Here is a 26,513-nt window from a genome sequence, read left to right as displayed (position 1 = left end):
CCATGGCATAACTCGTTGATTTGTCGTAAGTCGTTGCAAGGAGTCACTTTGCAGCGGCGAGCTTCGTTCGTCCCATATGGATGTGACGAGGTTTCACCAGAAAAAGGAATCAGGCTTCTCATGGGCGAACTGGCCAAAGAAATCCTCCCGGTCAATATCGAAGACGAGCTGAGACAGTCCTACCTCGACTACGCGATGAGCGTCATTGTCGGGCGTGCACTGCCCGATGCGCGTGATGGCTTGAAGCCCGTGCATCGCCGCGTTCTGTATGCGATGAGCGAACTGGGTAACGACTGGAACAAACCGTACAAGAAATCCGCCCGTGTGGTCGGTGACGTGATCGGTAAGTACCACCCGCATGGTGATACCGCCGTTTACGACACCATCGTACGTATGGCCCAGCCGTTCTCGCTGCGTTACCTGCTGGTCGACGGCCAGGGTAACTTCGGTTCGGTCGACGGCGACAATGCCGCCGCCATGCGATACACCGAAGTGCGCATGACCAAGCTGGCCCACGAGCTGCTGGCCGACCTGCATAAAGAGACGGTCGACTGGGTACCCAACTACGACGGTACCGAGCAGATCCCGGCGGTCATGCCGACCAAGATCCCCAACCTGCTGGTCAACGGTTCCAGCGGTATCGCCGTGGGCATGGCGACCAACATTCCGCCGCACAACCTCGGTGAAGTCATCGACGGTTGCCTGGCGCTGATCGACAACGCCGACATCACTGTCGACGAACTGATGCAGTTCATCCCCGGCCCGGACTTCCCGACCGCGGCGATCATCAACGGTCGCCAGGGCATCATCGAGGCCTATCGCACCGGCCGTGGCCGTATCTACATGCGCGCCCGCTCGATGGTCGAAGACATCGACAAGGTCGGTGGCCGCCAGCAGATCGTCGTCACCGAGCTGCCGTACCAGCTGAACAAGGCGCGTCTGATCGAGAAGATCGCCGAGCTGGTCAAGGAGAAGAAGCTCGAAGGTATTACCGAGCTGCGCGACGAGTCCGACAAGGACGGTATGCGTATCGTCATCGAGCTGCGTCGTGGCGAAGTGCCTGAGGTGATCCTCAACAATCTCTACGCCCAGACCCAGCTGCAGAGCGTCTTCGGCATCAACGTGGTAGCGCTGATCGACGGCCGTCCACGGGTGCTGAACCTCAAGGAGTTGCTCGAGGCCTTCGTTCGCCACCGCCGCGAAGTGGTTACCCGCCGTACCGTGTTCGAACTGCGCAAGGCGCGTGAGCGCGGGCACATCCTTGAAGGCCAGGCGGTTGCCCTGTCCAACATCGATCCGGTGATCGCCCTGATCAAGGCTTCGCCGACGCCTTCCGAGGCCAAGGAAGCGCTGATCAGCACGCCGTGGGAATCCAGCGCCGTGCAGGTCATGGTCGAGCGCGCCGGCGCCGACTCCTGCCGTCCGGAGAACCTTGATCCGCAGTTCGGTCTGCGCGATGGCAAGTACTTCCTGTCGCCGGAACAGGCCCAGGCCATTCTCGACCTGCGCCTGCACCGCCTGACCGGCCTGGAGCACGAGAAGCTGCTGGCCGAGTACCAGGAGATCCTCAACCAGATCGGCGAGCTGATCCGCATCCTCAACAGCGCCGAGCGCCTGATGGAAGTGATCCGTGAAGAGCTGGAGCTGATCCGCGCCGAGTACGGCGACGTGCGCCGTACCGAGATCCTCGATGCGCGACTGGACCTGACCCTGGGTGACATGATTCCGGAAGAAGACCGGGTCGTGACCATCTCCCATGGCGGCTACGCCAAGACCCAGCCACTGGCCGCCTACCAAGCCCAGCGTCGCGGTGGTAAAGGCAAGTCGGCTACCGGCGTCAAGGACGAGGACTACATCTCGCACCTGCTGGTCGCCAACAGCCACACCACCCTGCTGCTGTTCTCCAGCAAGGGCAAGGTGTACTGGCTCAAGACCTATGAAATCCCCGAAGCCTCCCGTGCCGCGCGCGGTCGACCGCTGGTCAACCTGCTGCCGCTGGATGAGGGCGAGTACATTTCGACCATGCTGCCGGTCGAGGAATACACCGAAGGTCACTTCATCTTCATGGCCACCGCCAACGGCACCGTGAAGAAGACCCCGCTGGAATCCTTCAGCCGCCAGCGCAGTGTCGGCCTGATCGCCCTGGAGCTGGACGAAGGCGACGTACTGATTTCCGCGGCCATCACCGATGGCGAGCGTGAGGTCATGCTGTTCTCCGACGCTGGCAAGGTGACCCGCTTCAAGGAGTCCGACGTTCGCGCCATGGGCCGTACTGCCCGCGGTGTACGCGGCATGCGTCTGGCCGAAGGGCAGAAGCTGATCTCCATGATCATCCCGGAAGAAGGCAGCCAGATCCTTACCGCCTCCGAGCGCGGCTACGGCAAACGTACTGCCATTAGCGAGTTCCCGGAGTACAAGCGTGGCGGTCAGGGCGTAATCGCCATGGTCAGCAACGAGCGTAACGGCCGTCTGGTCGGGGCTGTGCAGGTGCTCGACGGCGAAGAAATCATGCTGATTTCCGACCAGGGCACCCTGGTCCGTACCCGTGTCGGTGAAGTCTCCAGCCTGGGCCGTAATACCCAGGGTGTGACCCTCATCAAACTGGCCAGCGACGAGACCCTGGTGGGTCTGGAGCGGGTCCAGGAGCCATCCGAAGAGGAAGGTGACGAGGACTTCGACGCCGACGTGGATGGCACCGAAGTGGACGCCGATGCGGCGCCACAGGCCGATGCCGTTGCCGACGAAGAGGCACAGCCGGAATAACCTATTAGTAGCGCAATCCTGGTGGGGGAGGTCGCGGCAGTCGGGCACGGCTCGCTGCCCGACCGGCTCCTGCGGACATCAAGAGCAGAGCGAGAGTGGATGTGAGCAAACGAGCCTTTAACTTCTGCGCAGGCCCTGCTGCGCTCCCTGACGCTGTACTGCAGCGCGCCCAGGCTGAAATGCTGAACTGGCGTGGCAAAGGCCTGTCGGTGATGGAGATGAGTCACCGTAGCGACGACTACGTGGCCATTGCCGAGAAGGCCGAGCAGGATCTGCGCGACCTGATGTCCATTCCTTCCAATTACAAGGTGCTGTTCCTGCAGGGCGGTGCGAGCCAGCAGTTCGCCGAGATTCCGCTCAACCTGCTGCCTGAAGACGGCACCGCCGACTATATCGAAACCGGTATCTGGTCGAAAAAAGCCATCGAAGAAGCCCGCCGCTACGGCAACATCAACGTTGCTGCCAGTGCCAAGGCCTACGACTACCTGGCCATCCCTGGTCAGAACGAATGGAACCTGAGCAACAACGCCGCCTACGTGCACTACGCCTCGAACGAGACCATCGGTGGTCTGGAGTTCGACTGGGTGCCGCAGACCGGTGACGTGCCGCTGGTGGTCGACATGTCCTCGGACATTCTCTCGCGTCCGATCGACGTCTCCAACTTCGGCCTGATCTACGCTGGCGCCCAGAAGAACATCGGCCCGAGCGGCCTGGTGGTGGTGATTGTCCGTGAAGACCTGCTCGGCCGCGCCCGCAGCAGTTGCCCGACCATGCTCGACTATAAGGTCGCGGCCGACAACGGCTCGATGTACAACACCCCGGCAACCTATTCCTGGTACCTGTCGGGGCTGGTCTTCGAGTGGCTGAAAGAGCAGGGCGGCGTCGAGGCCATGGAGCAGCGCAACCGGGCCAAGAAAGACCGCCTGTACGGCTTCATCGACAACAGCGACTTCTACACCAACCCGATCAGCGTCAACGCCCGTTCGTGGATGAACGTGCCGTTCCGCCTGGCCGACGAGCGCCTGGACAAGGCTTTCCTCGCCGGTGCCGACGCCCGTGGCCTGCTCAACCTCAAGGGGCACCGTTCGGTCGGCGGCATGCGTGCCTCGATCTACAACGCCCTGGGCCTGGACGCGGTCGAAGCGCTGGTTGGCTACATGGCTGAATTCGAGAAGGAGCACGGCTGATGTCGGAGCAGGAACTCAAGGCGCTGCGGGTGCGCATTGACAGCCTCGACGAGAAGATCCTCGAGCTGATCAGTGACCGTGCTCGCTGCGCGCAGGAAGTGGCGCGGGTCAAAACCGCGACCCTGGCCGAAGGCGAGACGCCGGTGTTCTACCGTCCCGAGCGTGAGGCGCAGGTGCTCAAGCGCGTCATGCAGCGCAACCAGGGGCCACTGGGCAACGAAGAGATGGCGCGGTTGTTCCGCGAAATCATGTCTTCGTGCCTGGCCCTGGAGCAACCGCTGAAGGTCGCCTACCTCGGCCCTGAGGGGACCTTCACCCAGGCCGCGGCGATGAAGCATTTCGGCCATGCGGTGATCAGCAAGCCGATGGCAGCCATCGACGAAGTGTTCCGCGAAGTGGCGGCCGGCGCCGTCAACTTCGGCGTGGTGCCGGTGGAGAACTCCACCGAGGGTGCGGTCAATCACACCCTCGACAGCTTCCTCGAGCACGACATGGTGATCTGCGGCGAAGTCGAGCTGCGTATTCACCACCACCTGCTGGTGGGTGAGAACACCAAGACCGACAGCATCAGCCGCATCTACTCCCACGCCCAGTCGCTGGCCCAGTGCCGCAAGTGGCTGGATGCCCATTACCCGAATGTCGAGCGCGTGGCGGTGTCGAGCAACGCCGAAGCGGCCAAGCGGGTCAAGGGTGAGTGGAACTCGGCGGCCATTGCCGGCGACATGGCGGCTGGCCTGTACGGCCTTACGCGCCTGGCCGAGAAGATCGAAGACCGTCCGGACAACTCCACGCGCTTTCTGATGATTGGTAACCAGGAAGTGCCGCCGACCGGCGACGACAAGACCTCGATCATCGTCTCCATGAGCAACAAGCCGGGTGCCTTGCACGAGCTGTTGGTGCCGTTCCACGAGAATGGTATTGACCTCACTCGTATCGAGACCCGTCCGTCGCGCAGCGGCAAATGGACCTACGTGTTCTTCATCGATTTCGTCGGCCACCACCGCGATCCGCTGATCAAGGCCGTGCTCGAGCAGATCAGTCAGGAAGCCGTGGCCCTGAAGGTGCTGGGTTCCTACCCTAAAGCGGTACTCTGAGGTATGAATGGCGTGCATGCAGTTTTGAACAGGGTCCAGCTCCGTGGTTGAAGTCGTGGTAAACAAGCCTGGGCCGATCATCGGCCGGCTGGTGGTGGTCGGGTTGGGCCTGATTGGCGGGTCTTTCGCCAAGGGCTTGCGTGAAAGCGGTCTGTGCCGCGAAGTGGTCGGTGTCGACCTCGATCCGCAGTCGCGCAAGCTGGCGGTGGAGCTGGGCGTGGTCGACCGCTGCGAAGAAGACCTCGCTGCCGCCTGCGTCGGCGCTGATGTCATTCAGCTGGCCGTGCCGATCCTGGCCATGGAAAAGCTCCTCGCGCGCCTGGCTCAACTGGATCTCGGCCAGGCGGTGCTGACCGACGTCGGCAGTGCCAAGGGTAATGTCGTGCGCGCCGCCCGCGAGGCCCTCGGTGCGCGATTGCCGCGTTTTGTACCCGGGCATCCGATTGCCGGCTCCGAGCAGAGCGGGGTGGAGGCTTCCAATGCTTCGCTGTTCCGCCGCCACAAAGTCATTCTCACGCCGCTGGCTGAAACCGAGCCGGCCGCGCTGGCGCTGGTCGATCAGCTCTGGCGTGCGCTTGAGGCCGATGTCGAGCACATGCAGGTCGAGCGTCACGACGAAGTCCTGGCCGCGACCAGCCACTTGCCGCACCTGCTGGCCTTCGGCCTGGTCGATTCCCTGGCCAAGCGCAATGAAAACCTCGATATCTTCCGTTACGCTGCCGGAGGTTTCCGCGATTTCACGAGAATCGCCGGAAGCGACCCGGTCATGTGGCACGACATCTTTCTCGCCAATCGCGAGGCTGTCCTGCGCACGCTGGATACATTTCGCAGCGACCTCGACGCCTTGCGCGACGCGGTCGATGCAGGGGATGGGCATCAACTGCTGGGCGTCTTCACGCGCGCCCGTGTTGCCCGCGAGCATTTCAGTAAAATCCTGGCCCGCCGGGCCTATGTGGACGCTATGAACTCCAACGACCTGATTTTCCTGGCAAATCCTGGTGGCCGCGTGTCTGGCCGTATTCGTGTACCAGGTGACAAATCGATTTCCCATCGCTCGATCATGCTCGGCTCCCTGGCCGAAGGCACCACCGAAGTGGAAGGTTTCCTCGAGGGCGAAGACGCCCTGGCAACCTTGCAGGCCTTCCGCGACATGGGTGTGGTCATTGAAGGCCCGCACCATGGCCGTGTGACTATCCATGGTGTCGGCCTCAATGGCCTGAAGCCGCCACCGGGCCCGATCTACCTGGGTAACTCCGGTACCTCCATGCGTCTGCTCTCCGGCCTGCTGGCGGCGCAGCCGTTCGACACCGTGCTGACCGGCGATGCCTCGCTGTCCAAGCGGCCGATGAATCGCGTGGCCAACCCGCTGCGGGAAATGGGCGCGGTGATCGAAACTGCCGCCGAAGGTCGTCCGCCGATGACCATCCGTGGTGGCCACACCCTCAAGGCCCTGACCTACACGCTGCCGATGGCCAGTGCCCAGGTCAAATCCTGCCTGCTGCTGGCCGGCCTGTACGCCCAAGGCAAGACCACGGTTACCGAGCCTGCGCCAACCCGCGACCACACCGAGCGCATGCTCCGTGGCTTTGGCTACAGCGTTGACGTTGAGGGTCCTACGGCTTCGCTGGAATCTGGCGGCAAGCTGACGGCAACTCATATCGAAGTGCCGGCGGATATTTCCTCGGCGGCGTTCTTCCTGGTGGCTGCATCGATTGCCGAAGGCTCTGAACTGCTGCTCGAGCACGTCGGCATCAACCCGACCCGTACCGGCGTCATCGATATCCTGCGCCTGATGGGCGGCGACATCACCCTGGAAAACCAGCGTGAAGTCGGCGGTGAGCCGGTGGCTGACCTGCGCGTACGCGGGGCTAAACTCAAAGGTATCGAGATCCCCGAGCACCTGGTACCGCTGGCCATCGACGAGTTCCCGGTGCTGTTCGTCGCCGCGGCCTGCGCCCAAGGCCGTACCGTGCTGCGCGGTGCCGAAGAGCTGCGGGTCAAGGAATCCGATCGCATCCAGGTCATGGCCGACGGCCTGCTGGCCCTGGGCGTAAAGTGCGAGCCAACCCCGGACGGCATTATCATCGACGGCGGCGTGATCGGCGGCGGCGAAGTGCACGGTCATGGCGACCATCGCATCTCCATGGCCTTCAGTGTGGCCTCGTTGCGCGCCACCGCGCCGATCCGCATCCATGATTGTGCCAACGTCGCGACCTCGTTCCCGAACTTCCTCGCCCTGTGCGCCGAAGTCGGCATCCGTGTGGCAGAAGAGGGCAAGTCGTGAATTCCAACGCACCGGTCATCACCATTGACGGGCCAAGCGGCTCGGGCAAGGGCACCGTCGCCGGCCTGCTGGCCCGCGAGCTGGGCTGGAAGCTGCTGGATTCCGGCGCGCTGTACCGCTTGCTGGCCTTCAACGCCAACAACCACGGTGTCGACCTGACCAACGAAGAATTGCTCAAGGCCCTGGCCGCACATCTGGATGTGCAGTTCATCGCCGCCGAGCCGGGCAAGCTGCAGCAGATCATTCTCGAAGGTGAGGATGTCAGCAATGTCATCCGTACCGAAACCGTGGGTGCCGGTGCTTCCATGGTCGCCTCGCTGCCGGCGGTGCGTGAAGCCTTGCTGCAGCGCCAGCGGGCGTTCCAGGAAGCGCCGGGGCTGATTGCCGACGGCCGCGACATGGGCACCGTGGTGTTCCCGAATGCGCCTCTGAAGGTTTTTCTGACCGCCAGCGCCGAGGAGCGTGCCCGCCGTCGTTACTTGCAGTTGAAGGGCAAGGGCGAAGATGTTAGTCTGTCGAGTCTGCTAGATGAGATTCGTGCGCGCGATGAGCGCGACACCCAGCGCGCAGTGGCCCCGCTCAAGCCGGCGGCCGATGCGATCCAGCTGGATTCCACGGAGTTGTCCATCGAGCAGGTGTTGCAACGCATCAAGAGCGAGATCGCCCTGCGCGATATCGCCTGATGACCAGGAGAGCAGGCAGGGGCACCAGTCAACGTCCTGTCGGCTTTCCTTTATATGAACGAAACCCACATTGTCTGGAATGTGGCTGATGGGCGTATGTCCCGCCCTAATCTACAGGAATTAAAATGAGCGAAAGCTTTGCAGAACTCTTTGAAGAAAGCCTGAAAACCCTCAATCTTCAGCCGGGTGCGATCATCACCGGTATCGTTGTCGACATCGACGGCGACTGGGTTACCGTACACGCTGGCCTGAAGTCCGAGGGCGTCATCCCGCTCGAGCAGTTCTACAACGAAGCTGGCGAGCTGACCATCAAGGTCGGTGACGAAGTTCACGTTGCGCTGGACGCGGTCGAAGACGGCTTTGGCGAAACCAAACTGTCCCGTGAAAAAGCCAAGCGCGCCGAGTGCTGGATTGTTCTGGAAGCAGCTTTCGCCGCCGAAGAAGTGGTCAAGGGCGTTATCAACGGTAAGGTTAAAGGCGGCTTCACTGTCGACGTTAACGGTATCCGTGCGTTCCTGCCTGGTTCCCTGGTTGATGTCCGCCCAGTGCGCGACACCACCCACCTGGAAGGCAAAGAGCTGGAATTCAAGGTCATCAAACTGGACCAGAAGCGCAACAACGTTGTCGTTTCCCGTCGCAGCGTCCTGGAAGCCGAGAACAGCGCCGAGCGCGAAGCTCTGCTGGAATCCCTGCAGGAAGGCCAGCAAGTCAAAGGTATCGTCAAGAACCTCACCGACTACGGCGCATTCGTTGACCTGGGCGGCGTTGATGGCCTGCTGCACATCACCGACATGGCTTGGAAACGTATCAAGCACCCATCGGAAATCGTCAACGTTGGCGACGAGATCGATGTCAAGGTTCTGAAGTACGATCGCGAGCGCAATCGTGTATCCCTGGGTCTGAAGCAACTGGGTGAAGACCCATGGGTTGCTATCAAGGCTCGTTACCCAGAAAGCACCCGCGTCATGGCGCGTGTTACCAACCTGACCGACTACGGCTGCTTCGCAGAGCTGGAAGAAGGCGTGGAAGGCCTGGTACACGTTTCCGAAATGGACTGGACCAACAAGAACATCCATCCTTCGAAAGTCGTACAAGTCGGCGACGAAGTGGAAGTCATGGTTCTGGACATCGACGAAGAGCGTCGTCGTATCTCCCTGGGCATCAAACAGTGCAAGTCCAACCCATGGGAAGACTTCTCTGGCCAGTTCAACAAGGGCGACAAGATCTCCGGCACCATCAAGTCGATCACCGATTTCGGTATCTTCATTGGTCTGGACGGCGGCATCGACGGCCTGGTTCACCTGTCGGACATCTCCTGGAACGAAGTCGGCGAAGAAGCCGTACGTCGCTTCAAGAAGGGCGACGAGCTGGACACCGTCATCCTGTCGGTTGACCCAGAGCGCGAGCGCATCTCGCTGGGTATCAAGCAACTGGAAAGCGATCCGTTCTCCGAGTACGTTGCTAGCAACGACAAGGGTGCAATCGTCAAGGGTGTTGTAAAAGAAGTTGACGCCAAAGGCGCCATCATCACCCTGGCCGACGACATCGAAGCCACTCTGAAAGCTTCCGAAATCAGCCGTGACCGCGTTGAAGACGCGCGTAACGTCCTGAAGGAAGGCGAAGAGATCGAAGCGAAGATCATCAGCGTTGACCGCAAATCGCGCGTCATCCAGCTGTCGATCAAGTCGAAAGACGACGCTGAAGAGAAAGAAGCTATCCAGAGCCTGAAAGAATCCGCTCCGGAAGCTGCTGCTGACACCACCATGGCTGCGCTGCTGCGTCAGGCAATGGCCAAACAGAACTAAGTTCTGCTGGTGTTAAAAAAGGGCGACTTCGGTCGCCCTTTTTTATGCCTGCGATTCTTGCTTGCGGCTGAAACCCTTACGCCAGTGAGCTTCGGCGTAATCAATGGCAAACAGCTATCATCCATTACGCCAAGGCGTATTTCTTCAAAATCCGATTAAGTCAAGAACCGCCCTGTTCAAATCCCTCAGGTCATGCTAAAAACAACGGAGCAATGATCTAGCTGCTTGATAAAGAAGGGAAAAATATGACGAAGTCGGAGCTGATCGAACGTATTGTCACCCATCAAGGGCTGCTCTCATCCAAGGATGTCGAGCTGGCCATCAAGACCATGCTTGAGCAAATGTCCCAGTGCCTGGCCACTGGCGACCGCATCGAAATCCGCGGCTTTGGCAGCTTCTCCCTGCACTATCGTGCCCCCCGCGTAGGTCGCAACCCAAAAACCGGTCAGTCCGTCAGCCTGGATGGCAAGTTTGTGCCACACTTCAAGCCAGGCAAGGAGCTGCGGGATCGGGTGAATGAGGAAGAGTCCCAAGAACACTAATCGGATAAAAGGAAGCCTCCGTGCGGAACTTCAAGCGGTTGATTTTGGTCGTATTTCTTTTGCTGCTAGCAGCGATGGTGCTGATTTTTGTGCTGGATAATCAGCAGCCGGCGTCATTGCATTTCATGGCCTGGACACTGCCTTCCCTGCCGTTGGCTGTATTTGTACTTATCGCATTGCTGGTTGGTCTGGCTGTGGGCCCCTTGTTGGTGCTGGCCGGCCGATTGCTTGGCAAAGAAGGGCGGGGGCGAGCCAAAGTTTGATTTTCGTAGCCTGCTTGGCGATTGCCAATGGCAAGGGCGTGGCTGTTATAGATGTAAAAACGCTCAACGATAAGAGCGCAGCGAAACCTGATAAGGACTGAATTATAAATGCGCAACACCCCCGAGAGTAATCGGTTAGATCCAGAGTTGGACGTGCTTGAGTTACTTGGAAGCCTTTGGGCGAAAAAACTGATTATCTTGTCAGTCATGTTCCTCGCCGTCCTGGCAGCTGTGATTTATCTGTTCATCGCCAAGCCTGTTTATGAAGCCCGGGTTTTTGTCATTCCGCCGACCCAGAATGGTATCGCCGATTTCAACTACGGTCGTACTGCCGAGGCTGAGCTGAAACCGTACTCGGTCAAGGATGTGTACGAGGTTTTTTTGCGTGATCTTCAAGCGGAATCGTTGCGCCGTAGTTTTTTTGAAGAGTTTTATCTGCCATCGCTCAGCGAGTCAGAGCGTGCGGGTTCGCAAACTCGACTTTACGAAAAATTTTCTCGTGAGTTGGTGATTTCACCCAGTGGAAAAGACTCCCCTGATCGCTATTCGTTGACAGTGCAAGGCGAGGATCCACAGCGTGTGGTCGCCTGGGCCAAGACTTACGTTATGCGCGCCGGTGATTCGGCTCGTGAAGAGATGATAAAGAACGTCACCCGCGAAGCAGAAGTTCGCGCGAGGAATCTGGCTCAACAGATTGATCGTTTGCGCGAAGGTGGGCAGAAGGTGCGCGAGGACCTTATTGTTCAGTTGCGCGAGGCGCTGAATGTTGCGCGTGCAATTGGTTTGAAAGAGCCGCCGATTATCAGTGGGAATTTGTCTACCGAAGTGTCTGCGGGTATGGATGGGCACTTGAGCTACATGCGTGGTACCAAGGCGCTGGAGGCGGAGATTCAGAACCTCGAGCAGCGCAGGTCTGACGATCCGTTCATTACCCGTTTGCGTGACCTGCAGGCCCGGTATGCGTTCTATATGAGTGTTGAAGTCAACCCTGAGAGTGTAGCGGTTTTTCGCATCGACGGTCCTATAGAACAGCCTGACGCCCCGATCAAGCCAAGAAAATCTGTGGTGCTGGCCATGGCTGCGCTGGCTGGATTGCTCCTGGGTGTAGGCTATGTCCTGTTGGCGGCAGCGATGCGCCGGCGGCCGGTTCGACCGCAATAATTAAAGTGCTCGGTCATGACTCCAAAAGCGGCGGCGCCGCTTTTGGTGTTTCCGGGGCAGGCTCTGTTTTATCGTGAGGCCCGCTTTGCTATCGTGCAGCAAGGCGGCCTGAAAGCGAATTTTCGAGGGTGTAGCATGATTCCGTTCAACAAACCACCTTACACCGGTGCGGAAGATCAGTACGTTATTGCGGCGATGCGCAGCGATAAAATGTCCGGAGATGGCGAGTTTAGTCAACGCTGCCAACAGTGGTTTGAGACAAGCTTTGCTTGCTTGCGCACGTTGTTAACGCCGTCCTGTACCCAGGCGCTCGAAATGGCAGCACTGCTTCTGGATATTGGCCCTGGCGATGAAGTCATCATGCCAAGCTATACCTTTGTCAGTACCGCCAACGCCTTTGTTTTGCGCGGTGCCAAAATTGTCTTTGTTGATGTTCGGGCTGACACCATGAATATCGACGAAACCTTGGTTGAACAGGCGATTACCGAACGAACAAAAGCGATCGTTCCTGTGCACTATGCCGGTGTTGCCTGCGAAATGGACACGTTGATGGCCATTGCCGAGAAGCACGGCCTGTTCGTTGTCGAAGATGCGGCTCAAGGCATGATGTCGACCTACAAAGGACGGCCGCTGGGCACCATTGGGCATTTGGCGGCTTACAGCTTTCACGAGACCAAGAACTATACCAGCGGTGGTGAGGGGGGCTTGCTGCTGATTAATGACGAGCGCTTTGTTTTGCGTGCAGAAGTCATTCGTGAGAAAGGTACGAACCGCTCGCAGTTCTTTCGTGGGCAGGTCGACAAGTACACGTGGCGTGACATTGGCTCAAGTTTCTTGCCGGGTGAGTTGCAGGCTGCTTACCTCTATGCACAGTTGGAAAAATCGAAAGAGATCAATGCCCGTCGACTGCAAATCTGGGATATGTATCACCAGGCCTTTGCGGCTTCGGAATTGCATGGGCTGGTTCAGCGTCCCCAGGTTCCGGAGGGCTGCGAGCACAATGGCCATATGTACTACCTGAAACTCCAGTCGCTCGACCAGCGTGCGAAGTTCATCAGCCATATGCGTCAGCGCGAAATCTTGACGCCATTCCACTATATCCCTCTGCATGCCAGCCCTGCAGGCCAGCAGTTCGGCAGGTTTGTCGGTGACGACGTAGTAACGACTCGTGACAGTGAACGACTGGTTCGCCTTCCGGTCTGGTTCAACATGACTGATGCCATGGTGGCTACCGTCATTGATGCAGCGCTCGAGGGGCTGAGTTCAATTCAATGAGTGCTGTCCGTTCAGCCCTGTTCACGGGTGGCGCCCATGCATCGAAAGTGCTCATGGGCTTCATCCTTCTTAAGGTCATGGCTGTTTATCTTGGTCCGGAGGGCGTGGGTAAGCTCGGGCACCTGATGAGTGTTGTCAGTGTGCTGACGATTCTTTCCGGAGGCGGCATCATCAATGCGTTGGTCAAGTACTGTTCTGAGTACCACCAGACGCCCAGGAAACTGCTGCGTTTCATTTCGGCTGCGGTCACCTATGCCCTGTTATTCTCCCTGTTGGTTTGTATTGCGGGGATAGTGCTTTCACGGCCGCTTTCACTGTTTGTATTTGGTGTCGATGACTATCAGTCGATCATCATTCTGCTGGCCATTGCCCAGTTGGCACTGGCGTTTGCAAATGTTGTTTTCGGTGTCACCAATGGCTTGCGTGTAACCCACGTTTTCGCCTACAGCCAGATTCTTGGCAACGTCCTGGCGGTCCCTTTGTTATGGCTCTGTATCTCCCGTTATCTGGAGTATGGGGCCGGGGTTTCCATCGTTCTGGCTTCATCCTTGTGCGCGCTACCAGCACTGTACTTTTACCGTCGCTCACCTTTTTGGGGGCGGATTCGCCTATTCAAGATTGATGGGCTGTCGTTCCGGCAATTGTTTGCCTATACCACAATGCTGGTGGTCAGCACGCTGGCATTCCCGCTGGTAGAAATCACTGTGCGCAGCATGTTGATTTCCCAGGTGGGCTATCACGATGCGGGGATCTGGCAGGCGGCGATTCGCTTTTCTGCGGCGTACTTGGGTTTCTTTACCATGTTCCTGGCCTTCTATTTTGTGCCACGGATTTCCCCTGAACAGAACAGTACTGTCGTGGTGAAGATGACACTCCGGCACCTGTATCTGGTTCAGGCTATTTTTGTCCTTGGTGCGGGGACGCTGTACCTGGGGCGAACGTTCTTCATAAAGCTTATTTTTTCCGAAGAGTTTAGCCCGCTGGCCGACCTGATTATTTATCAGTTGCTGGGGGACTTTTTCAAAATATCGGCCTATGTAATCGGTTTTATCGCCGTGGCGAAGGCGGCAACGAAGTTATATATTATTGCCGAGGTGCTCCAGGGCGGTTTGTTTTTGTTGGGTGCCTGGCTGATGAGTCGCGCTCAGGTGGGCGTTGAAAGTGTTATGCAAGCATACGTTGTTACTTATATCCTGTACTTCGTTATTTGCTTGATCGGTTTGCGGGTTTATATGAGGAAGCAGCGTTGAGTCTCAAGGAAACCGGTGCGTCCGAGCGGGCGCAGCAAGCGTTCAGTGCCAGGGTCATTCACTTGTCTACCAATGATTTTGGTGGTGCCGGCAGTGCGGCTTTGCGCTTTCACGCGTCCTTGCTGGCAGCCGGGCACGACTCGCAATTGTTTGTGGCTGAATCCCGATCGTCCCATACCGTGCCGGCGGTAACGCGGGTGGTGAGCGAACTGTTCAAGGTCCGTATCAAGGCGTTTGCCAGGAAGCACTTGCCATCAAAAGTGTTCTCCAGGGTGCGGGCCCACTTTGCCGCTCGCGAGCGATTTTCGGCAAAAAGAAAGTACCTGTTCTTTTCTGTCGGCGAGTCCGCGGTTCAAGGCATCAATCCCGAGCTGGTTCAGCGTATTACCTCGGCAGATGTGCTCTTTGTGCACTGGGTTGCGGGCTTTGCCAACAGCTTCGATGTCCTGCAGATCCAGAGAAAAACTGGTTGCAAGGTGTATTACACCTCAATGGACATGGCGCACCTGACCGGTGGCTGCCACTACTACTGGCAGTGCACGGGTTTCCAGGTCGATTGCTCTGATTGTCCGGCGCTCGATCAGCGCCAGAAAAATTATGCGGCTTATCAGTTGCGCGCCAAGTCGGTGAATATTCTGCAGATGAAGGCGACATTATTGTCGGGTAGCCAGCGCATTCATGAGGCCGGAAAGCGCTCTGCCATTCAATATGCTGACCATCAGCTGTTGTCGCTGCCGCTGGACGCCGACCTGTTCAAGCCAGAACTGGCGCAGCGTGCTCCGGAGCGTTCGGTGCAGTTCCGGATGCTTACCAATGCCAATGATGCTGACGACCCGCGCAAGGGTTTTGAATACCTCTCCCAAGTGCTCGTCTGTCTGGAGCAGCAGTTGCTCGCGGGGGAGGAGATTGGTCTCCTGTGCCTGGCGCCGGATCGCTTCTCTCATCTGGGTCTTGAGCGTGTTAAAGTGATCCAATTCGACTACTGTCAAGGCGATGCCGCGTTGGCGGCGCTTTATCGTAAGGCTGATCTGTTTGTCAGTACGTCAATCGAAGATGCTGGCCCTATGATGGTAGGGGAAGCGCTAATGTGTGGCGTACCCGTAGTGGCATTTGATGTCGGCATCGCCACGGAGCTCGTGGAAGAAGGTCGCAATGGTTTTATCGTCGACCGGCTTGATGTCCGGCAGATGGCAGTACGTATCCTCAGTGTTTACCGGGCGCAAGCGCCTGATCTCGAGCAACCCGGCGTCATTCACGAGCGCGCAGCGCGTGTGTTCAGCCATCTGCACTGGGCTGACAGGGTTTCTGATTTGATTTCGGCTGAAATATAGAACTGGATAATTGAAATGAAAAAGAAAGCTTTAATTACTGGCGTTACCGGGCAAGACGGTTCTTATCTCGCCGAATTGCTGCTGGAAAAAGGTTACGAAGTTCACGGAATCAAGCGCCGGGCTTCTTCATTCAATACCCAGCGTGTGGACCATATCTATCAGGATCCACATGTTGCCAATCAAAATTTCGTTTTGCACTACGGTGATCTTTCCGACGCTTCCAACTTGACCCGCATCATCAAGGAAGTTCAGCCTGATGAGGTCTACAACCTGGGCGCCCAGTCTCATGTTGCGGTAAGTTTTGAGTCGCCTGAGTACACCGCGGATGTCGATGCCTTGGGTACCCTGCGGATTCTCGAAGCCATTCGCTTGCTCGGCCTGGAAAAGAAAACCCGCTTCTATCAGGCGTCGACCTCTGAGCTGTATGGCCTCGTCCAAGAGACGCCGCAGCGTGAAACCACGCCGTTCTATCCGCGTTCGCCCTATGCGGTGGCGAAGATGTATGCCTACTGGATCACGGTCAACTACCGTGAAGCCTACGGTATGTATGCCTGTAACGGTATTCTCTTCAACCACGAGTCGCCGCGTCGCGGCGAGACTTTCGTGACCCGCAAGATTACCCGTGCCTTGGCCAATATCAGTCAGGGGCTGGAAGATTGCCTGTACCTGGGCAACATGGACGCGCTGCGTGACTGGGGGCATGCCAAGGACTACGTTCGCATGCAGTGGATGATGCTGCAGCAGGAAGTTGCTGATGATTTCGTCATTGCTACGGGTGTGCAGTACTCGGTTCGCCAGTTCGTCGAGTGGTCAGCAGCGGAGTTGGGTGTCTCGTTGCGCTTCGAAGGCACGGGTGTTGATGAGGTTGCGATCGTTTCCGCCATCGAAGGTGACAAGGCGCCAGCGCTGAAGGTTGGCGATGTCATTGTGCGTGTCGACCCGCGCTACTTCCGTCCTGCGGAAGTAGAAACTTTGCTGGGCGATCCAGCCAAGGCAAAAGAGAAGCTGGGCTGGGTGCCGGAAATTACCGTTCAGGAAATGTGTGCGGAAATGGTCAGCGAAGATCTCAAGGTGGCCCAGCGCCACGCGCTGCTCAAGTCCCATGGTCATGACGTGCATGTAGCGGTGGAGCGTTAATCGTGAGCAAAGAAACGGTTTTCGTTGCCGGTGACCGCGGTATGGTCGGCTCGGCATTGATGCGTGCATTGAAGCAGCAGGGCTACACCAACATCGTTACGCGAACCCGGGAAGAGCTCGACCTGCTGGATCAGCGCCAGGTCAGTGCGTTCTTTGCCGAGCAGCAGATCGATCAGGTTTACCTGGCAGCGGCCAAGGTAGGGGGTATTCATGCCAACAATGAATACCCAGCTCAGTTCATTTATGAAAACCTGATGATTGAGGCCAACATCATTCAGGGCGCGTACGCCAGCGGCGTAAAAAAGCTGCTGTTTCTCGGGTCTTCGTGTATCTATCCAAAGTTCGCTGAGCAACCAATTGAAGAGCGAGCGTTGTTGACTGGCGTACTGGAGCCTACCAACGAGCCTTACGCCATCGCCAAGATTGCCGGTATCAAGCTGTGTGAAAGTTACAACCGCCAGTATGGGGTGGATTACCGCAGTGTCATGCCGACCAACCTGTACGGTCCTCATGACAACTATCATCCGCAAAACAGCCATGTGATTCCGGCGCTGATTCGTCGTTTTCATGAGGCCAAGGTGCGGGGTGACCAGGAGGTGGTCATCTGGGGCAGCGGCACACCGATGCGCGAGTTTCTGCACGTAGATGATATGGCGGCGGCCTGCCTGCATGTCATGAACATGGAGTCGCAGGTGTATCAGCAGCATACCCAGCCGACCTTGTCACACATTAACGTGGGGACAGGCGTCGACTGCACTATTCGTGAGCTGGCTGAAACCATTTGTCGAGTGACCGGTTATCAGGGGCGTCTTGGCTTTGATGCCAGCAAGCCTGATGGCACGCCAAGAAAGCTGCTGGACGTCTCTCGTTTGAAGAACCTCGGCTGGCAGGCCTCTATCAGTCTCGAAGATGGCCTGGTCGATGCCTATCAGTGGTTTGTCGATCACGAAAGTTCGGCCAGACGCTAATGGCCGGCTATCTGCAGGCGGATGCATTCCGCACAGTCGTCATGCATACGCCTCTGATAGCGATTGACCTGCTCGTGTTGAATGAGCACGGGCAAGTGCTTCTGGGCGAGCGTTTGAATCGTCCCGCCCAGGGATACTGGTTTACCCCCGGGGGGCGGGTGCGCAAGAACGAGTCACTGGAACAGGCGTTTCGCCGCATCAGTCACTCCGAGCTCGGGGTGCAACTGTTAATGGCGAGCGCGACGTTTCGCGGTGTGTACGAACACTTCTACCGCGATAGTTACTTTTCGGCAGATGAGCACGATTCGGGCACTCACTATGTGGTACTCGCCTATACCCTGTTACTGGCAGATTCGGCACTTGAAAGCCTGCCACGTGAACAGCATGCTGAATATCGCTGGGTCGACGTGCGCACAACTTCGTTGCGCGTGCATCAGCATGTCTTGGACTATTTCGATCAGGGCTGAGGGTTAAGCGAAGCGGGCAGTTGCTCTGTTTCACATGGTCGCTCGGGGTTCTGTCTAGGGTTGCGTCGTATGCTTTTCTACTATCTGCCTTTCATGGTTTCGGCGCTACTCTCGTTGCTGGGTGGCAAGCGCAAGCTTTGCTACTGGGGCTTGGCCGCCTTGCTGATTGCCATGTGTGCCTTCCAGGCGCCCGGGGTATCGGACGATCACGGGAACTACCTTGATTATTATGCAGGTATTGTTTCTGGTGAATTTGGGCCGTTTTTTGTCGAGCCAACTTTTTTCGTTCTGGCGAAGCTGTCTTCGCTACTGACGGGTTCAGCGATACTGCTGTTTGTTTTTTACGCGGTTTTGGGCGTCGGTAGCAAATTTTATGTGATGGAGCGGGCAACACCGTATCGTTGGTTGAGTGTTGCAATTTACCTGTCTTACTTCTTCTTGCTGCAGGACTTCACGCAGATTCGTATCGGTGTGGCCACCGGCTTGGTAATGTGTTCAGCTTACCTGGTGTTTAATGGGCAGTGGTCGAAAAGTCTGGCGGTCTTGTGTGGGGCCGTGTTATTTCATTATTCGGCCATTCTGTTTCTGCCCTTTATGTTGCTCCGCGCAGCCGGGGTGCGTACGGTATTTTATATATATTTGTGTTGCTGCGCGCTGTTTGCACTCTACTTGCTGGACATCAGTGTGCTTAAAGGGTTTTTACAGCTCTTGTCGCTGCTGGAGAACCCTAGGCTCGACTTTTATATTAATAATATTCTTAGTGGTCAGGGTGGTTCGATCAACTTTTTTCGGGCGATATTTCATTTTGCGCTGTTATCGCCGTTGGTCTTTATGTTTGCTCGTATACAGCGCCAACAGCCCTTTATTGCTTACTCGGTGATCCTCCATCTAAGTGGCTTGCTGATCTTGCTGGCGTTGCACGATGCCCAGGTTGTGGCCTACCGGATATCGGATATTTTCAATCATTTCATGGTATTCTCGCTGCTTGCGTACGCCATTCTGTTTGGTCGCGTTGTCGGCGCTGCAGGGATGCTCGCAGTATCAACATTCCAAATCATCTATGTGTTGCAAGTCCTAGGCTTTGTGCAACCGTATACTTCGGTCCTGGGTGGCTTATGATTTTACCTATTGTGATGGCTGGCGGCTCCGGGTCGCGTTTGTGGCCAATGTCCCGTGAGCTCAACCCGAAGCAATTCCTGTCATTGGCAGATGAGCACACCATGCTCCAGGTGACGGTCGAGCGCCTGTCCGGTCTTACCGATCTGAAGCCGCAAATCATCTGCAACGAAGCCCATCGTTTCGTTGCCGCGGAACAGATGCGCCAGTTGGGTTTCGATGATTGCGAGCTACTTCTCGAGCCTGTGGCGCGCAACACCGCCGCTGCTATTACGCTTGCTGCCCTGAAGGCCGTACAGGACGGTCAGGATCCGCTCCTGTTGGTACTGGCGGCAGATCATTTGATCAGTGATGCCGAAGTTTTCCAGCAGTGCGTTCGCAGCGCATTGCCGCTGGCTCAGGCAGGCAAGCTAGTCACCTTCGGCATCCAGCCGCTGTCTCCGGAAACCGGCTACGGCTATATCGAACAGGGGCCGGCCGTGGGTTCTGGGTATGCGATTGCACGGTTTGTCGAAAAGCCTGACCTGGCCACCGCCCAACGCTATCTGGCCAGCAAGAAGTTCCTGTGGAACAGCGGTATGTTTCTGTTCAAGGCAAGCCGTCTGCTTGACGAGGTCAAGGCGTTTGCTCCGCAGATCCATGCTTGTTGCGCCGAAGCCCTGGAGCAAAGTTCCCGTGATCTGCATTTCACCCGCGTCGGTGCCGAGGCCTTTGCACGCTGCCCGAGCGACTCCATCGACTACGCCGTCATGGAAAAGACTGCCGATGCGGTAGTAGTGCCAATGAATGCCGGCTGGAACGATATCGGTTCCTGGTCCGCCTTGTGGGATGTTGGCCAGAAGGATGAAAGTGGCAACGTCGTCAGCGGCGATGTCATGGCTGATGAAGTGGAGCACAGCTACATCAAGTCGACCAGCCGCCTGGTGGCTGCCGTAGGGGTCCGCGACCTGATCATCGTTGAGACCAAGGATGCTCTGCTGGTAGCGCACAAGGACAAGGTCCAGGGGGTCAAGAAAATCGTTGAGAACCTCAAGGCCCAGCAGCGCCAGGAGTTTCATTGCAACAGCGAAGTGTATCGCCCGTGGGGTAGCTACGAGGCCATAGACCAGGGGCATCGCTACCAGGTCAAGCGTATCACTGTAAAGCCGGGCGCCAAGCTGTCGGTGCAGATGCATCATCACCGTGCCGAGCACTGGATCGTGGTCAGCGGTACGGCGAAGGTCACCAATGGCAAGGAAACCTATCTGGTGACCGAAAACCAGTCGACCTATATTCCTATCGGTCAGGTGCATGCCCTGGAGAACCCAGGAAAAGTGCCCCTCGAGCTGATCGAGGTGCAATCGGGTTCCTATCTGGGTGAAGACGACATTGTTCGTTTCGAAGATATCTACGGGCGGGCGTAAGCGAGGGGTTGCGGTTGAAAGTCTTAGTTGCGAGTTGTGTTTTTCCGCCGGAGCCGGTGGTGAGTGCCAGAACCAGTGCTGATGTCGCCCAGTACCTGCATGCCCAAGGGCATGAGGTGCTGGTGGCATGTCCGACACCAACCCGCAACGTCGCCGCCGAAGGGCTGGATGAGAAGATCGCCGGTTTGAACATGCCGTTTCCGGTGTCACGCCTGTTTGCCTTTTCTTCGAAAAAATCCAGCTTCGTCTCACGATTTCTGGAGAACATCTCTTTCGGGTTGTCAGTATTTTTCTTCATCTTGCGTCAGCGCAAGGTTGATGTGATCTACGCCAACGTGTGGCCGTTGTTCTCCCTCGGCCTGCTGCTGATGGCGGCCAGGCTCAAGGGCATCAAGGTGGTCGCCAGTGTCCAGGACCTGTATCCGGAGTCCTTGGCCGTGCAAAAGCGTATCGAGGAAACCGGCGGCATTTATCGCGGCCTGCTCAAGCTTGATACGCTCATCGCGCGTAACTGCGATCACTTGGTGGTGATTTCCGATGGATTCCATCGTGCTTATACCGAGACGCGAAAAATCGATCCATCGAAGGTGACGCTTGTCCGAAACTGGGTTCAAGGCAGTCAGATTCAGGCCTTACCCAAGGAGCAGGCGCGAGGGGAGCTTGAGAAGGTGATGGGCTTGCGCCTGGCGCCTGAGCAGTTTCTTTTCGTGTATGGCGGCAATATGGGCGTCGCTTCCGGCCTGGATGAGTTCATGGGTTATCTGGATGGCGTCGATCCACGGGCAGTGTTCCTGTTTGCAGGTGACGGATCGCTGGTGCCGGAGCTCAAGCGGTTGCTACAGGCCCGCGGTCTGGAGTCCCGTTGCCACTTCCTTTCGCCTTGGCCGTTCGAACTGACTCCGGCAGTGTTCGGTGCCGCAGATGCTTTGTTGCTGCCAACCGCCGCAGGTCAGGAGTTCGCCTCAGTGCCTTCCAAGCTGATCACCTATATGCTGGCTGGCCGGCCCATTCTGTTGCTGGCCGATGAGCGTAGCGAGTCGGCAATCGAGCTGGGCAAATCGGATGCGGGCCATACCATTGGTGTGCGTACCAATGCGGCAGTACTGGAGGGGATGAACTATTTGCTCAATGCCTCATCTGAGCGTCTGGCCGCAATGGGAAGCAACGGTCGTGAATACGCCCAGGAGTTTTACTCGGCTGAGCGAGCAGTGCCCAAACTGAAGGCAATTGTTGAGGATGTCTATGAAGCTTGAACGGGTTAGGTTGGTTGACAGTGCTCAGGTCCAGGCATTTGCCGACTTGCATGTTCAGGCGTTTCCAGGCTTTTTTCTCAGTCAGTTGGGGCCGAAGTTTCTGGCCTTGCTCTACACCCATTACCTGCAGTCCGAACAGTGCGCCTGCATCCTTGCCTCTGATGATTCGGCAGGCCGGGCGCCCAAGGGGTTGGCGGTTGCCATTCGCCAGCCATCGCTGTTCTACAAGGACCTGTTTGCCAAGCATTGGCTGGCATTTGCCTTGCGCGCCTTGCCGAGCCTGCTGAAGAACCCGTTGTTCGTCGCCAAAAAATTATGGGCGGCGGTGTTTTATCGAGGCGATCAGGTCGAGAGTCTCGATACCGAGAATGCGGTGCTGCTGAGCACCATTTCGGTGTCGCCGCAGGCGCAGGGGCAGGGTGTGGGCAGGCAACTGCTGCAAGAAGTAGAGGCGTGGGCTGCCGAATCCGGCGCCGCTTTTGTGTACCTGACAACTGATCGCGATGCCAATGTCGAGGTCAACGGTTTTTATCAACGCAATGGTTATGTGCTGGAGTCCACGCTGAAGAAAAGTGGCAATCGCATCATGAACCGTTACATCAAACGCTTGCGGTGAACCTATGCAGAATACTCCGTTCCTGCCCTTCGCTCTTCCTGAACTGGGTGAAGAGGAAATCAATGAAGTTGTCGACACCCTGCGTTCCGGCTGGGTGACCACCGGGCCAAAAGCCAAGCAATTCGAAGCGGACTTTTCCAGTTTTCTTGGTGGTGATGTTGAAAGCATTGCCGTGAACTCGGCAACCGCCGGGCTGCACCTGGCGCTGGAAGCCATTGGTATCGGCCCAGGCGATGAAGTCATTCTGCCGTCCTATACCTTCACGGCAACTGCCGAGGTTGTCCGGTATCTGGGCGGCACGCCGGTTATCGTGGATGTGCTGGAAGAGACCTTCAATATCGATCCGGCGGCGATCGAGGCGGCGATTACCGACAAGACCCGTGCGATCATGCCTGTGCACTTCGCCGGACTGAGCTGTGACATGGATGCGATTTTGCAGATTGCCCGTCGCCATGGCCTGAAGGTGGTGGAAGATGCTGCGCATGCACTGCCAACCACCTGGAAAGGCAGCAAGATCGGTACCCTCGAGTCCGATATCACAGTGTTCAGTTTCTACGCCAACAAAACCATGACCACCGGTGAAGGCGGCATGCTGGTGACCCGCAATGCGGAACTGGCCAAGCGCTGCCGGATCATGCGCCTGCACGGTATCAGTCGCGATGCCTTCGATCGTTATGTGTCGAAGACGCCGGCCTGGTTCTACGAAATTGTCGCTCCCGGTTTCAAATACAACATGAGCGACGTCGCCGCCGCCATGGGCATTCACCAGTTGCGTCGTCTTGAAGGCTTCCAACTCAAGCGTCAGGCCATGGCCGAGCGTTACCTTGAGGCGCTGAGCGATCTGCCATTGGTGTTGCCGCCAGTGGCCGCTGCTGGCGACATGCATGCATGGCATCTGTTCCCGCTGCGTCTGCGCGCAGAGGCAAATATCAAGCGCGACGACTTCATCATCAAGATGGCCGAACTGGGCATTGGTTGCTCGGTGCATTTCATTCCGCTGCACCTGCAACCCTACTGGCGTGAAAGCTGTGCCCTGAGTCCCGAGCAGTTCCCGGTAGCCCAGAGCCTGTTCGAGCAGGAGGTTTCGATCCCGCTCTACACCAAGATGACCGAAGCCGATCAGGAACGTGTGATTGCGGCGGTGCGATCGGTGTTGGCCAATGCTTAAGCGGCTCTTTGACATTGTCTGTGCTGCGCTGGGTCTCCTGGTGCTGTCGCCGTTGCTGTTGGCGATTTTTCTGTGGGTCAAGCTGGATTCGCCCGGGCCGGTATTCTTTCGACAGGAGCGTGTCGGACGTTTCGGTAATCTGTTCAGGATTCATAAGTTCCGGACCATGAAGCTGCACGCGGAAAGTGCCGGGCGCCTGACCATTGGCGAAGATTCGCGTATTACCCGCTCCGGTCGTTTTTTACGTCGCACCAAGATCGATGAGCTGCCGCAGCTCATCGACGTGTTGCTGGGGGACATGAGCCTGGTCGGACCGCGCCCGGAAGTACCAGAATTCATGAACTGCTATGAAGAATCGGTGCGCCGCAAAGTGCTCTCGGTGCGCCCAGGGATCACTGATCGGGCATCCATCGAGATGGTTGATGAAAGTTTGATCCTGGGCCAGTACCCGGATCCTCGGCAGGCCTATATTGATGTAATTCTGCCAATCAAGCAGAAGTACTATCTGGAGTATGTCGAGCAACATGGTGTGGTGACCGATATCAAGATCATTTTTGCCACACTTGCAAAGATCGTTTCTCGATGAGGTAGCCGTTACCCTGGTAAATCACAGGGTGGTGATGAATTGTTGCCACCGCTGGAGCGCCGGGAACGGGGTGTATGAACATGGAATGCTGCAGCAATGGCAGTGTCGGCTCAGGCGTAGTGGAGTTTGAAGATGGTGAAATACGATAGGCTACGGCTCTGGCTGGTTTCATTGCCGCGCCGTTACAAACGGTTGATTCAAGTCGCGGCAGACGTGGTACTGGTCTGGATTGCGCTGTGGATGGCGTTTGTCGTTCGCCTGGGTATTGAAGAAGCCATCAACCCTTTCACCACGCACCTGTGGATATTTGTTACCGCGCCGTTGATTGCCATTCCGCTGTTTATCCGTTTCGGCATGTACCGTGCGGTGATGCGCTACTTCGGCAACGATGCGCTGGTGACCATTATCAAGGCGGTGAGCCTGTCCTCGCTGATACTGGGCGTAGCGGTTTACTGGTACAGCAACCATCAAGTCGTGATCCCCCGTTCGATCGTGTTCAACTATTGGTGGCTGAGTCTGATCATGGTCGGAGGCTTGCGCCTGGCCATGCGTCAGTATTTTCTCGGTGACTGGTTCGCGGGCATTCAGAATGTACCTTTTACCAACCGTGACGATGGTTTGCCCAAGGTAGCCATCTACGGTGCCGGGGCTGCGGGCAACCAGCTTGTGGCCGCGTTGCGCATGGGCAAGGTGATGCGTCCGGTTGCATTCATCGATGATGACGCCAGCATCACTGACCGGACGATTTCCGGTCTGCAGGTTTTCAAGTCCAAGCATATCCAGCGCATGGTCGATATGACCGGCGCCCAGGAGATTCTCCTGGCCATTCCGTCTGCCACGCGCGCGCGCCGGCGGGAGATACTCAGTTACCTGGAAGGCTTCCCGCTGCATGTGCGTAGTGTGCCCGGCTTCATGGATCTGGCCAGTGGCCGGGTCAAGGTCGATGATATCCAGGAAGTGGATATCGCCGACCTGCTGGGCCGCGACGCGGTTCCGGCACAGGATGACCTGATCGAACGTTGCATCAAGGGGCAGTCGGTAATGGTGACCGGGGCCGGTGGTTCGATCGGTTCGGAGCTGTGCCGGCAGATCCTCAAGTCGCAACCTACTACCTTGCTGTTGTTCGAGCACAGTGAGTTCAACCTCTACACCATTCTCAGCGAGCTGGAGCAGACCATCAGCAGGTCTTCGTTGCCGGTAAGGGTCTTGCCTATTCTTGGCTCCATCCGTAATCAGGCGCAGTTGCTGGATGTCATGAAGACCTGGAGTGTCGATACGGTGTATCACGCTGCAGCCTACAAGCATGTTCCCATGGTTGAGCACAATATCGCCGAAGGCGTGTTGAACAACGTCATCGGCACGCTCAATACGGCGCAAAGCGCATTGCAGGCCGGAGTTGCCAACTTTGTCCTTATCTCCACGGACAAGGCGGTTCGTCCCACCAATATCATGGGCAGTACCAAGCGTCTGGCGGAAATGACCCTGCAGGCGCTCAGCCAGGAGCTCGCGCCGGTTCTGTTTGGTGACTCGGACAAAGTCTCTCAGGTCAACAAGACGCGTTTTACCATGGTGCGGTTCGGCAACGTGCTGGGCTCGTCAGGCTCGGTGATTCCGTTGTTCCACAAGCAGATCAAGGCGGGCGGGCCACTGACGGTCACCCACCCGAAGATCACTCGCTACTTCATGACCATCCCCGAGGCGGCCCAGTTGGTTATCCAGGCCGGCTCCATGGGGCAGGGTGGGGATGTGTTCGTGCTGGACATGGGCGAGCCGGTCCGCATTGCCGAACTCGCGGAAAAAATGATCCACCTTTCCGGGCTAAGCGTGCGTTCTGAAAAGAATCCGCACGGCGATATTGCTATTGAGTTCACCGGGCTGCGTCCAGGCGAGAAACTCTATGAAGAATTGCTGATCGGTGACAACGTCGTTGCTACCCGACACCCGATGATCATGAGCGCTGCCGAAGATCATCTGCCTTGGGAGACGCTCAAGGAGCGTCTGCACCGGTTACTGGCGGCGGTTGCCGGTGATGACTACGGGCGGGTTCGCCAGTTGCTGCGTGAAACCGTTAGTGGCTATACGCCGGACGGTGAAATTGTCGACTGGATCTATCAGCAGCGCCGCCTGGATCCGTGATCTGTACCATTAAATTGTGAGCCGC

General features: G+C 57.4%; 22 protein-coding genes. All 22 read left to right on the top strand.

Annotated features, from left to right (window positions below; translation table 11 throughout):
• The first annotated feature begins 120 nt into the window (after positions 1 to 120).
• The 22 genes from gyrA (at position 121) to ACZ9A3_RS16565 (ending at position 26,488) form a co-directional block, all read left to right on the top strand.
• Complete coding sequence (gene gyrA / locus ACZ9A3_RS16670; RefSeq protein WP_093380415.1) at positions 121 to 2,763, top strand: DNA gyrase subunit A; 2,643 nt, start codon at positions 121 to 123, stop codon at positions 2,761 to 2,763.
• Positions 2,764 to 2,864: 101 nt separating this feature from the next.
• Positions 2,865 to 3,950, top strand: a complete 1,086-nt coding sequence (gene serC / locus ACZ9A3_RS16665) for a 3-phosphoserine/phosphohydroxythreonine transaminase (protein WP_045195761.1) — start codon at positions 2,865 to 2,867, stop codon at positions 3,948 to 3,950.
• Positions 3,950 to 5,044 (top strand): prephenate dehydratase, encoded by a 1,095-nt coding sequence (pheA, locus tag ACZ9A3_RS16660; protein WP_093380418.1) that lies wholly within the window; start codon positions 3,950 to 3,952, stop codon positions 5,042 to 5,044. The genes serC and pheA overlap by 1 nt, the downstream gene beginning before the upstream one ends.
• A 43-nt stretch (positions 5,045 to 5,087) precedes the next feature.
• The gene (locus tag ACZ9A3_RS16655; RefSeq protein ID WP_045195387.1) at positions 5,088 to 7,328 is read left to right on the top strand and encodes a bifunctional prephenate dehydrogenase/3-phosphoshikimate 1-carboxyvinyltransferase; all 2,241 of its coding nucleotides are present in this window, start codon (positions 5,088 to 5,090) and stop codon (positions 7,326 to 7,328) included.
• Positions 7,325 to 8,011 carry a (d)CMP kinase gene (gene cmk / locus ACZ9A3_RS16650; RefSeq protein ID WP_093380420.1) on the top strand — a complete coding sequence of 229 codons (687 nt, stop codon included), beginning with the start codon at positions 7,325 to 7,327 and terminating at the stop codon, positions 8,009 to 8,011. Before ACZ9A3_RS16655 ends, cmk begins: the two co-directional genes overlap by 4 nt.
• Positions 8,012 to 8,136: 125 nt before the next feature.
• The gene (rpsA, locus tag ACZ9A3_RS16645; protein ID WP_045195383.1) at positions 8,137 to 9,816 is read left to right on the top strand and encodes a 30S ribosomal protein S1; all 1,680 of its coding nucleotides are present in this window, start codon (positions 8,137 to 8,139) and stop codon (positions 9,814 to 9,816) included.
• Between the two features lie 245 nt (positions 9,817 to 10,061).
• Positions 10,062 to 10,358 carry an integration host factor subunit beta gene (gene ihfB / locus ACZ9A3_RS16640; RefSeq protein ID WP_045195381.1) on the top strand — a complete coding sequence of 99 codons (297 nt, stop codon included), beginning with the start codon at positions 10,062 to 10,064 and terminating at the stop codon, positions 10,356 to 10,358.
• A 20-nt stretch (positions 10,359 to 10,378) separates the two neighbouring features.
• Entirely contained in the window at positions 10,379 to 10,621 is a 243-nt protein-coding gene (locus ACZ9A3_RS16635; RefSeq protein ID WP_045195379.1) for a lipopolysaccharide assembly protein LapA domain-containing protein, read from the top strand.
• Positions 10,622 to 10,729: 108 nt separating this feature from the next.
• On the top strand, positions 10,730 to 11,782 hold the full coding sequence (locus ACZ9A3_RS16630; RefSeq protein ID WP_093380422.1) for an LPS O-antigen chain length determinant protein WzzB: 1,053 nt from the start codon (positions 10,730 to 10,732) through the stop codon (positions 11,780 to 11,782).
• Positions 11,783 to 11,917: 135 nt separating this feature from the next.
• The gene (rffA, locus tag ACZ9A3_RS16625; RefSeq protein WP_093380425.1) at positions 11,918 to 13,057 is read left to right on the top strand and encodes a dTDP-4-amino-4,6-dideoxygalactose transaminase; all 1,140 of its coding nucleotides are present in this window, start codon (positions 11,918 to 11,920) and stop codon (positions 13,055 to 13,057) included.
• The gene (locus ACZ9A3_RS16620; RefSeq protein WP_476252922.1) at positions 13,054 to 14,307 is read left to right on the top strand and encodes an O-antigen translocase; all 1,254 of its coding nucleotides are present in this window, start codon (positions 13,054 to 13,056) and stop codon (positions 14,305 to 14,307) included. The genes rffA and ACZ9A3_RS16620 overlap by 4 nt, the downstream gene beginning before the upstream one ends.
• Entirely contained in the window at positions 14,304 to 15,638 is a 1,335-nt protein-coding gene (locus ACZ9A3_RS16615; protein WP_093380431.1) for a glycosyltransferase, read from the top strand. The genes ACZ9A3_RS16620 and ACZ9A3_RS16615 overlap by 4 nt, the downstream gene beginning before the upstream one ends.
• Positions 15,639 to 15,653: 15 nt before the next feature.
• Positions 15,654 to 16,775: a GDP-mannose 4,6-dehydratase gene (gmd, locus tag ACZ9A3_RS16610; RefSeq protein ID WP_045195372.1), complete on the top strand. Its 1,122-nt coding sequence runs from the start codon at positions 15,654 to 15,656 to the stop codon at positions 16,773 to 16,775.
• Positions 16,776 to 16,777: 2 nt separating this feature from the next.
• On the top strand, positions 16,778 to 17,743 hold the full coding sequence (fcl, locus tag ACZ9A3_RS16605; protein ID WP_093380434.1) for a GDP-L-fucose synthase: 966 nt from the start codon (positions 16,778 to 16,780) through the stop codon (positions 17,741 to 17,743).
• Positions 17,743 to 18,210 (top strand): GDP-mannose mannosyl hydrolase, encoded by a 468-nt coding sequence (locus ACZ9A3_RS16600; protein ID WP_045195367.1) that lies wholly within the window; start codon positions 17,743 to 17,745, stop codon positions 18,208 to 18,210. Before fcl ends, ACZ9A3_RS16600 begins: the two co-directional genes overlap by 1 nt.
• Before the next feature lie 69 nt (positions 18,211 to 18,279).
• Positions 18,280 to 19,329 (top strand): EpsG family protein, encoded by a 1,050-nt coding sequence (locus ACZ9A3_RS16595; RefSeq protein WP_045195365.1) that lies wholly within the window; start codon positions 18,280 to 18,282, stop codon positions 19,327 to 19,329.
• The gene (locus ACZ9A3_RS16590) at positions 19,326 to 20,729 is read left to right on the top strand and encodes a mannose-1-phosphate guanylyltransferase/mannose-6-phosphate isomerase (RefSeq protein ID WP_045195362.1); all 1,404 of its coding nucleotides are present in this window, start codon (positions 19,326 to 19,328) and stop codon (positions 20,727 to 20,729) included. The genes ACZ9A3_RS16595 and ACZ9A3_RS16590 overlap by 4 nt, the downstream gene beginning before the upstream one ends.
• Positions 20,730 to 20,788: 59 nt before the next feature.
• Positions 20,789 to 21,982 carry a glycosyltransferase family 4 protein gene (locus ACZ9A3_RS16585; RefSeq protein WP_176794229.1) on the top strand — a complete coding sequence of 398 codons (1,194 nt, stop codon included), beginning with the start codon at positions 20,789 to 20,791 and terminating at the stop codon, positions 21,980 to 21,982.
• A 190-nt stretch (positions 21,983 to 22,172) separates the two neighbouring features.
• Positions 22,173 to 22,598, top strand: coding sequence for a GNAT family N-acetyltransferase (locus ACZ9A3_RS16580; protein ID WP_213603513.1), 426 nt, complete (start codon positions 22,173 to 22,175; stop codon positions 22,596 to 22,598).
• A 4-nt stretch (positions 22,599 to 22,602) separates the two neighbouring features.
• Positions 22,603 to 23,766 (top strand): DegT/DnrJ/EryC1/StrS family aminotransferase, encoded by a 1,164-nt coding sequence (locus ACZ9A3_RS16575; protein WP_045195356.1) that lies wholly within the window; start codon positions 22,603 to 22,605, stop codon positions 23,764 to 23,766.
• Positions 23,759 to 24,352 carry a sugar transferase gene (locus ACZ9A3_RS16570; RefSeq protein ID WP_045195354.1) on the top strand — a complete coding sequence of 198 codons (594 nt, stop codon included), beginning with the start codon at positions 23,759 to 23,761 and terminating at the stop codon, positions 24,350 to 24,352. Before ACZ9A3_RS16575 ends, ACZ9A3_RS16570 begins: the two co-directional genes overlap by 8 nt.
• Before the next feature lie 132 nt (positions 24,353 to 24,484).
• A complete protein-coding gene (locus ACZ9A3_RS16565) occupies positions 24,485 to 26,488 on the top strand; it encodes a polysaccharide biosynthesis protein (RefSeq protein WP_045195352.1) in 2,004 nt (667 codons plus the stop codon).
• Positions 26,489 to 26,513: the final 25 nt, after the last annotated feature.

The sequence above is a fragment of the Pseudomonas sp. TE4620 genome, from assembly GCF_056279045.1.
Note: the sequence above shows the minus strand (reverse complement) of the source record. Positions and strands in the feature narration are given on the sequence as shown.

Coding starts and splice junctions, on each gene's coding strand:
- ACZ9A3_RS16590 (WP_045195362.1), top strand. CDS start 19,326: ATGATTTTACCTATTGTGATGGCTGGCGGCTCCGGGTCGCGTTTGTGG.
- ACZ9A3_RS16570 (WP_045195354.1), top strand. CDS start 23,759: ATGCTTAAGCGGCTCTTTGACATTGTCTGTGCTGCGCTGGGTCTCCTG.
- ACZ9A3_RS16595 (WP_045195365.1), top strand. CDS start 18,280: ATGCTTTTCTACTATCTGCCTTTCATGGTTTCGGCGCTACTCTCGTTG.
- gyrA (WP_093380415.1), top strand. CDS start 121: ATGGGCGAACTGGCCAAAGAAATCCTCCCGGTCAATATCGAAGACGAG.
- rpsA (WP_045195383.1), top strand. CDS start 8,137: ATGAGCGAAAGCTTTGCAGAACTCTTTGAAGAAAGCCTGAAAACCCTC.
- ACZ9A3_RS16565 (WP_045195352.1), top strand. CDS start 24,485: ATGGTGAAATACGATAGGCTACGGCTCTGGCTGGTTTCATTGCCGCGC.
- ACZ9A3_RS16620 (WP_476252922.1), top strand. CDS start 13,054: ATGAGTGCTGTCCGTTCAGCCCTGTTCACGGGTGGCGCCCATGCATCG.
- ACZ9A3_RS16600 (WP_045195367.1), top strand. CDS start 17,743: ATGGCCGGCTATCTGCAGGCGGATGCATTCCGCACAGTCGTCATGCAT.
- ACZ9A3_RS16630 (WP_093380422.1), top strand. CDS start 10,730: ATGCGCAACACCCCCGAGAGTAATCGGTTAGATCCAGAGTTGGACGTG.
- rffA (WP_093380425.1), top strand. CDS start 11,918: ATGATTCCGTTCAACAAACCACCTTACACCGGTGCGGAAGATCAGTAC.
- ACZ9A3_RS16575 (WP_045195356.1), top strand. CDS start 22,603: ATGCAGAATACTCCGTTCCTGCCCTTCGCTCTTCCTGAACTGGGTGAA.
- gmd (WP_045195372.1), top strand. CDS start 15,654: ATGAAAAAGAAAGCTTTAATTACTGGCGTTACCGGGCAAGACGGTTCT.
- pheA (WP_093380418.1), top strand. CDS start 3,950: ATGTCGGAGCAGGAACTCAAGGCGCTGCGGGTGCGCATTGACAGCCTC.
- ihfB (WP_045195381.1), top strand. CDS start 10,062: ATGACGAAGTCGGAGCTGATCGAACGTATTGTCACCCATCAAGGGCTG.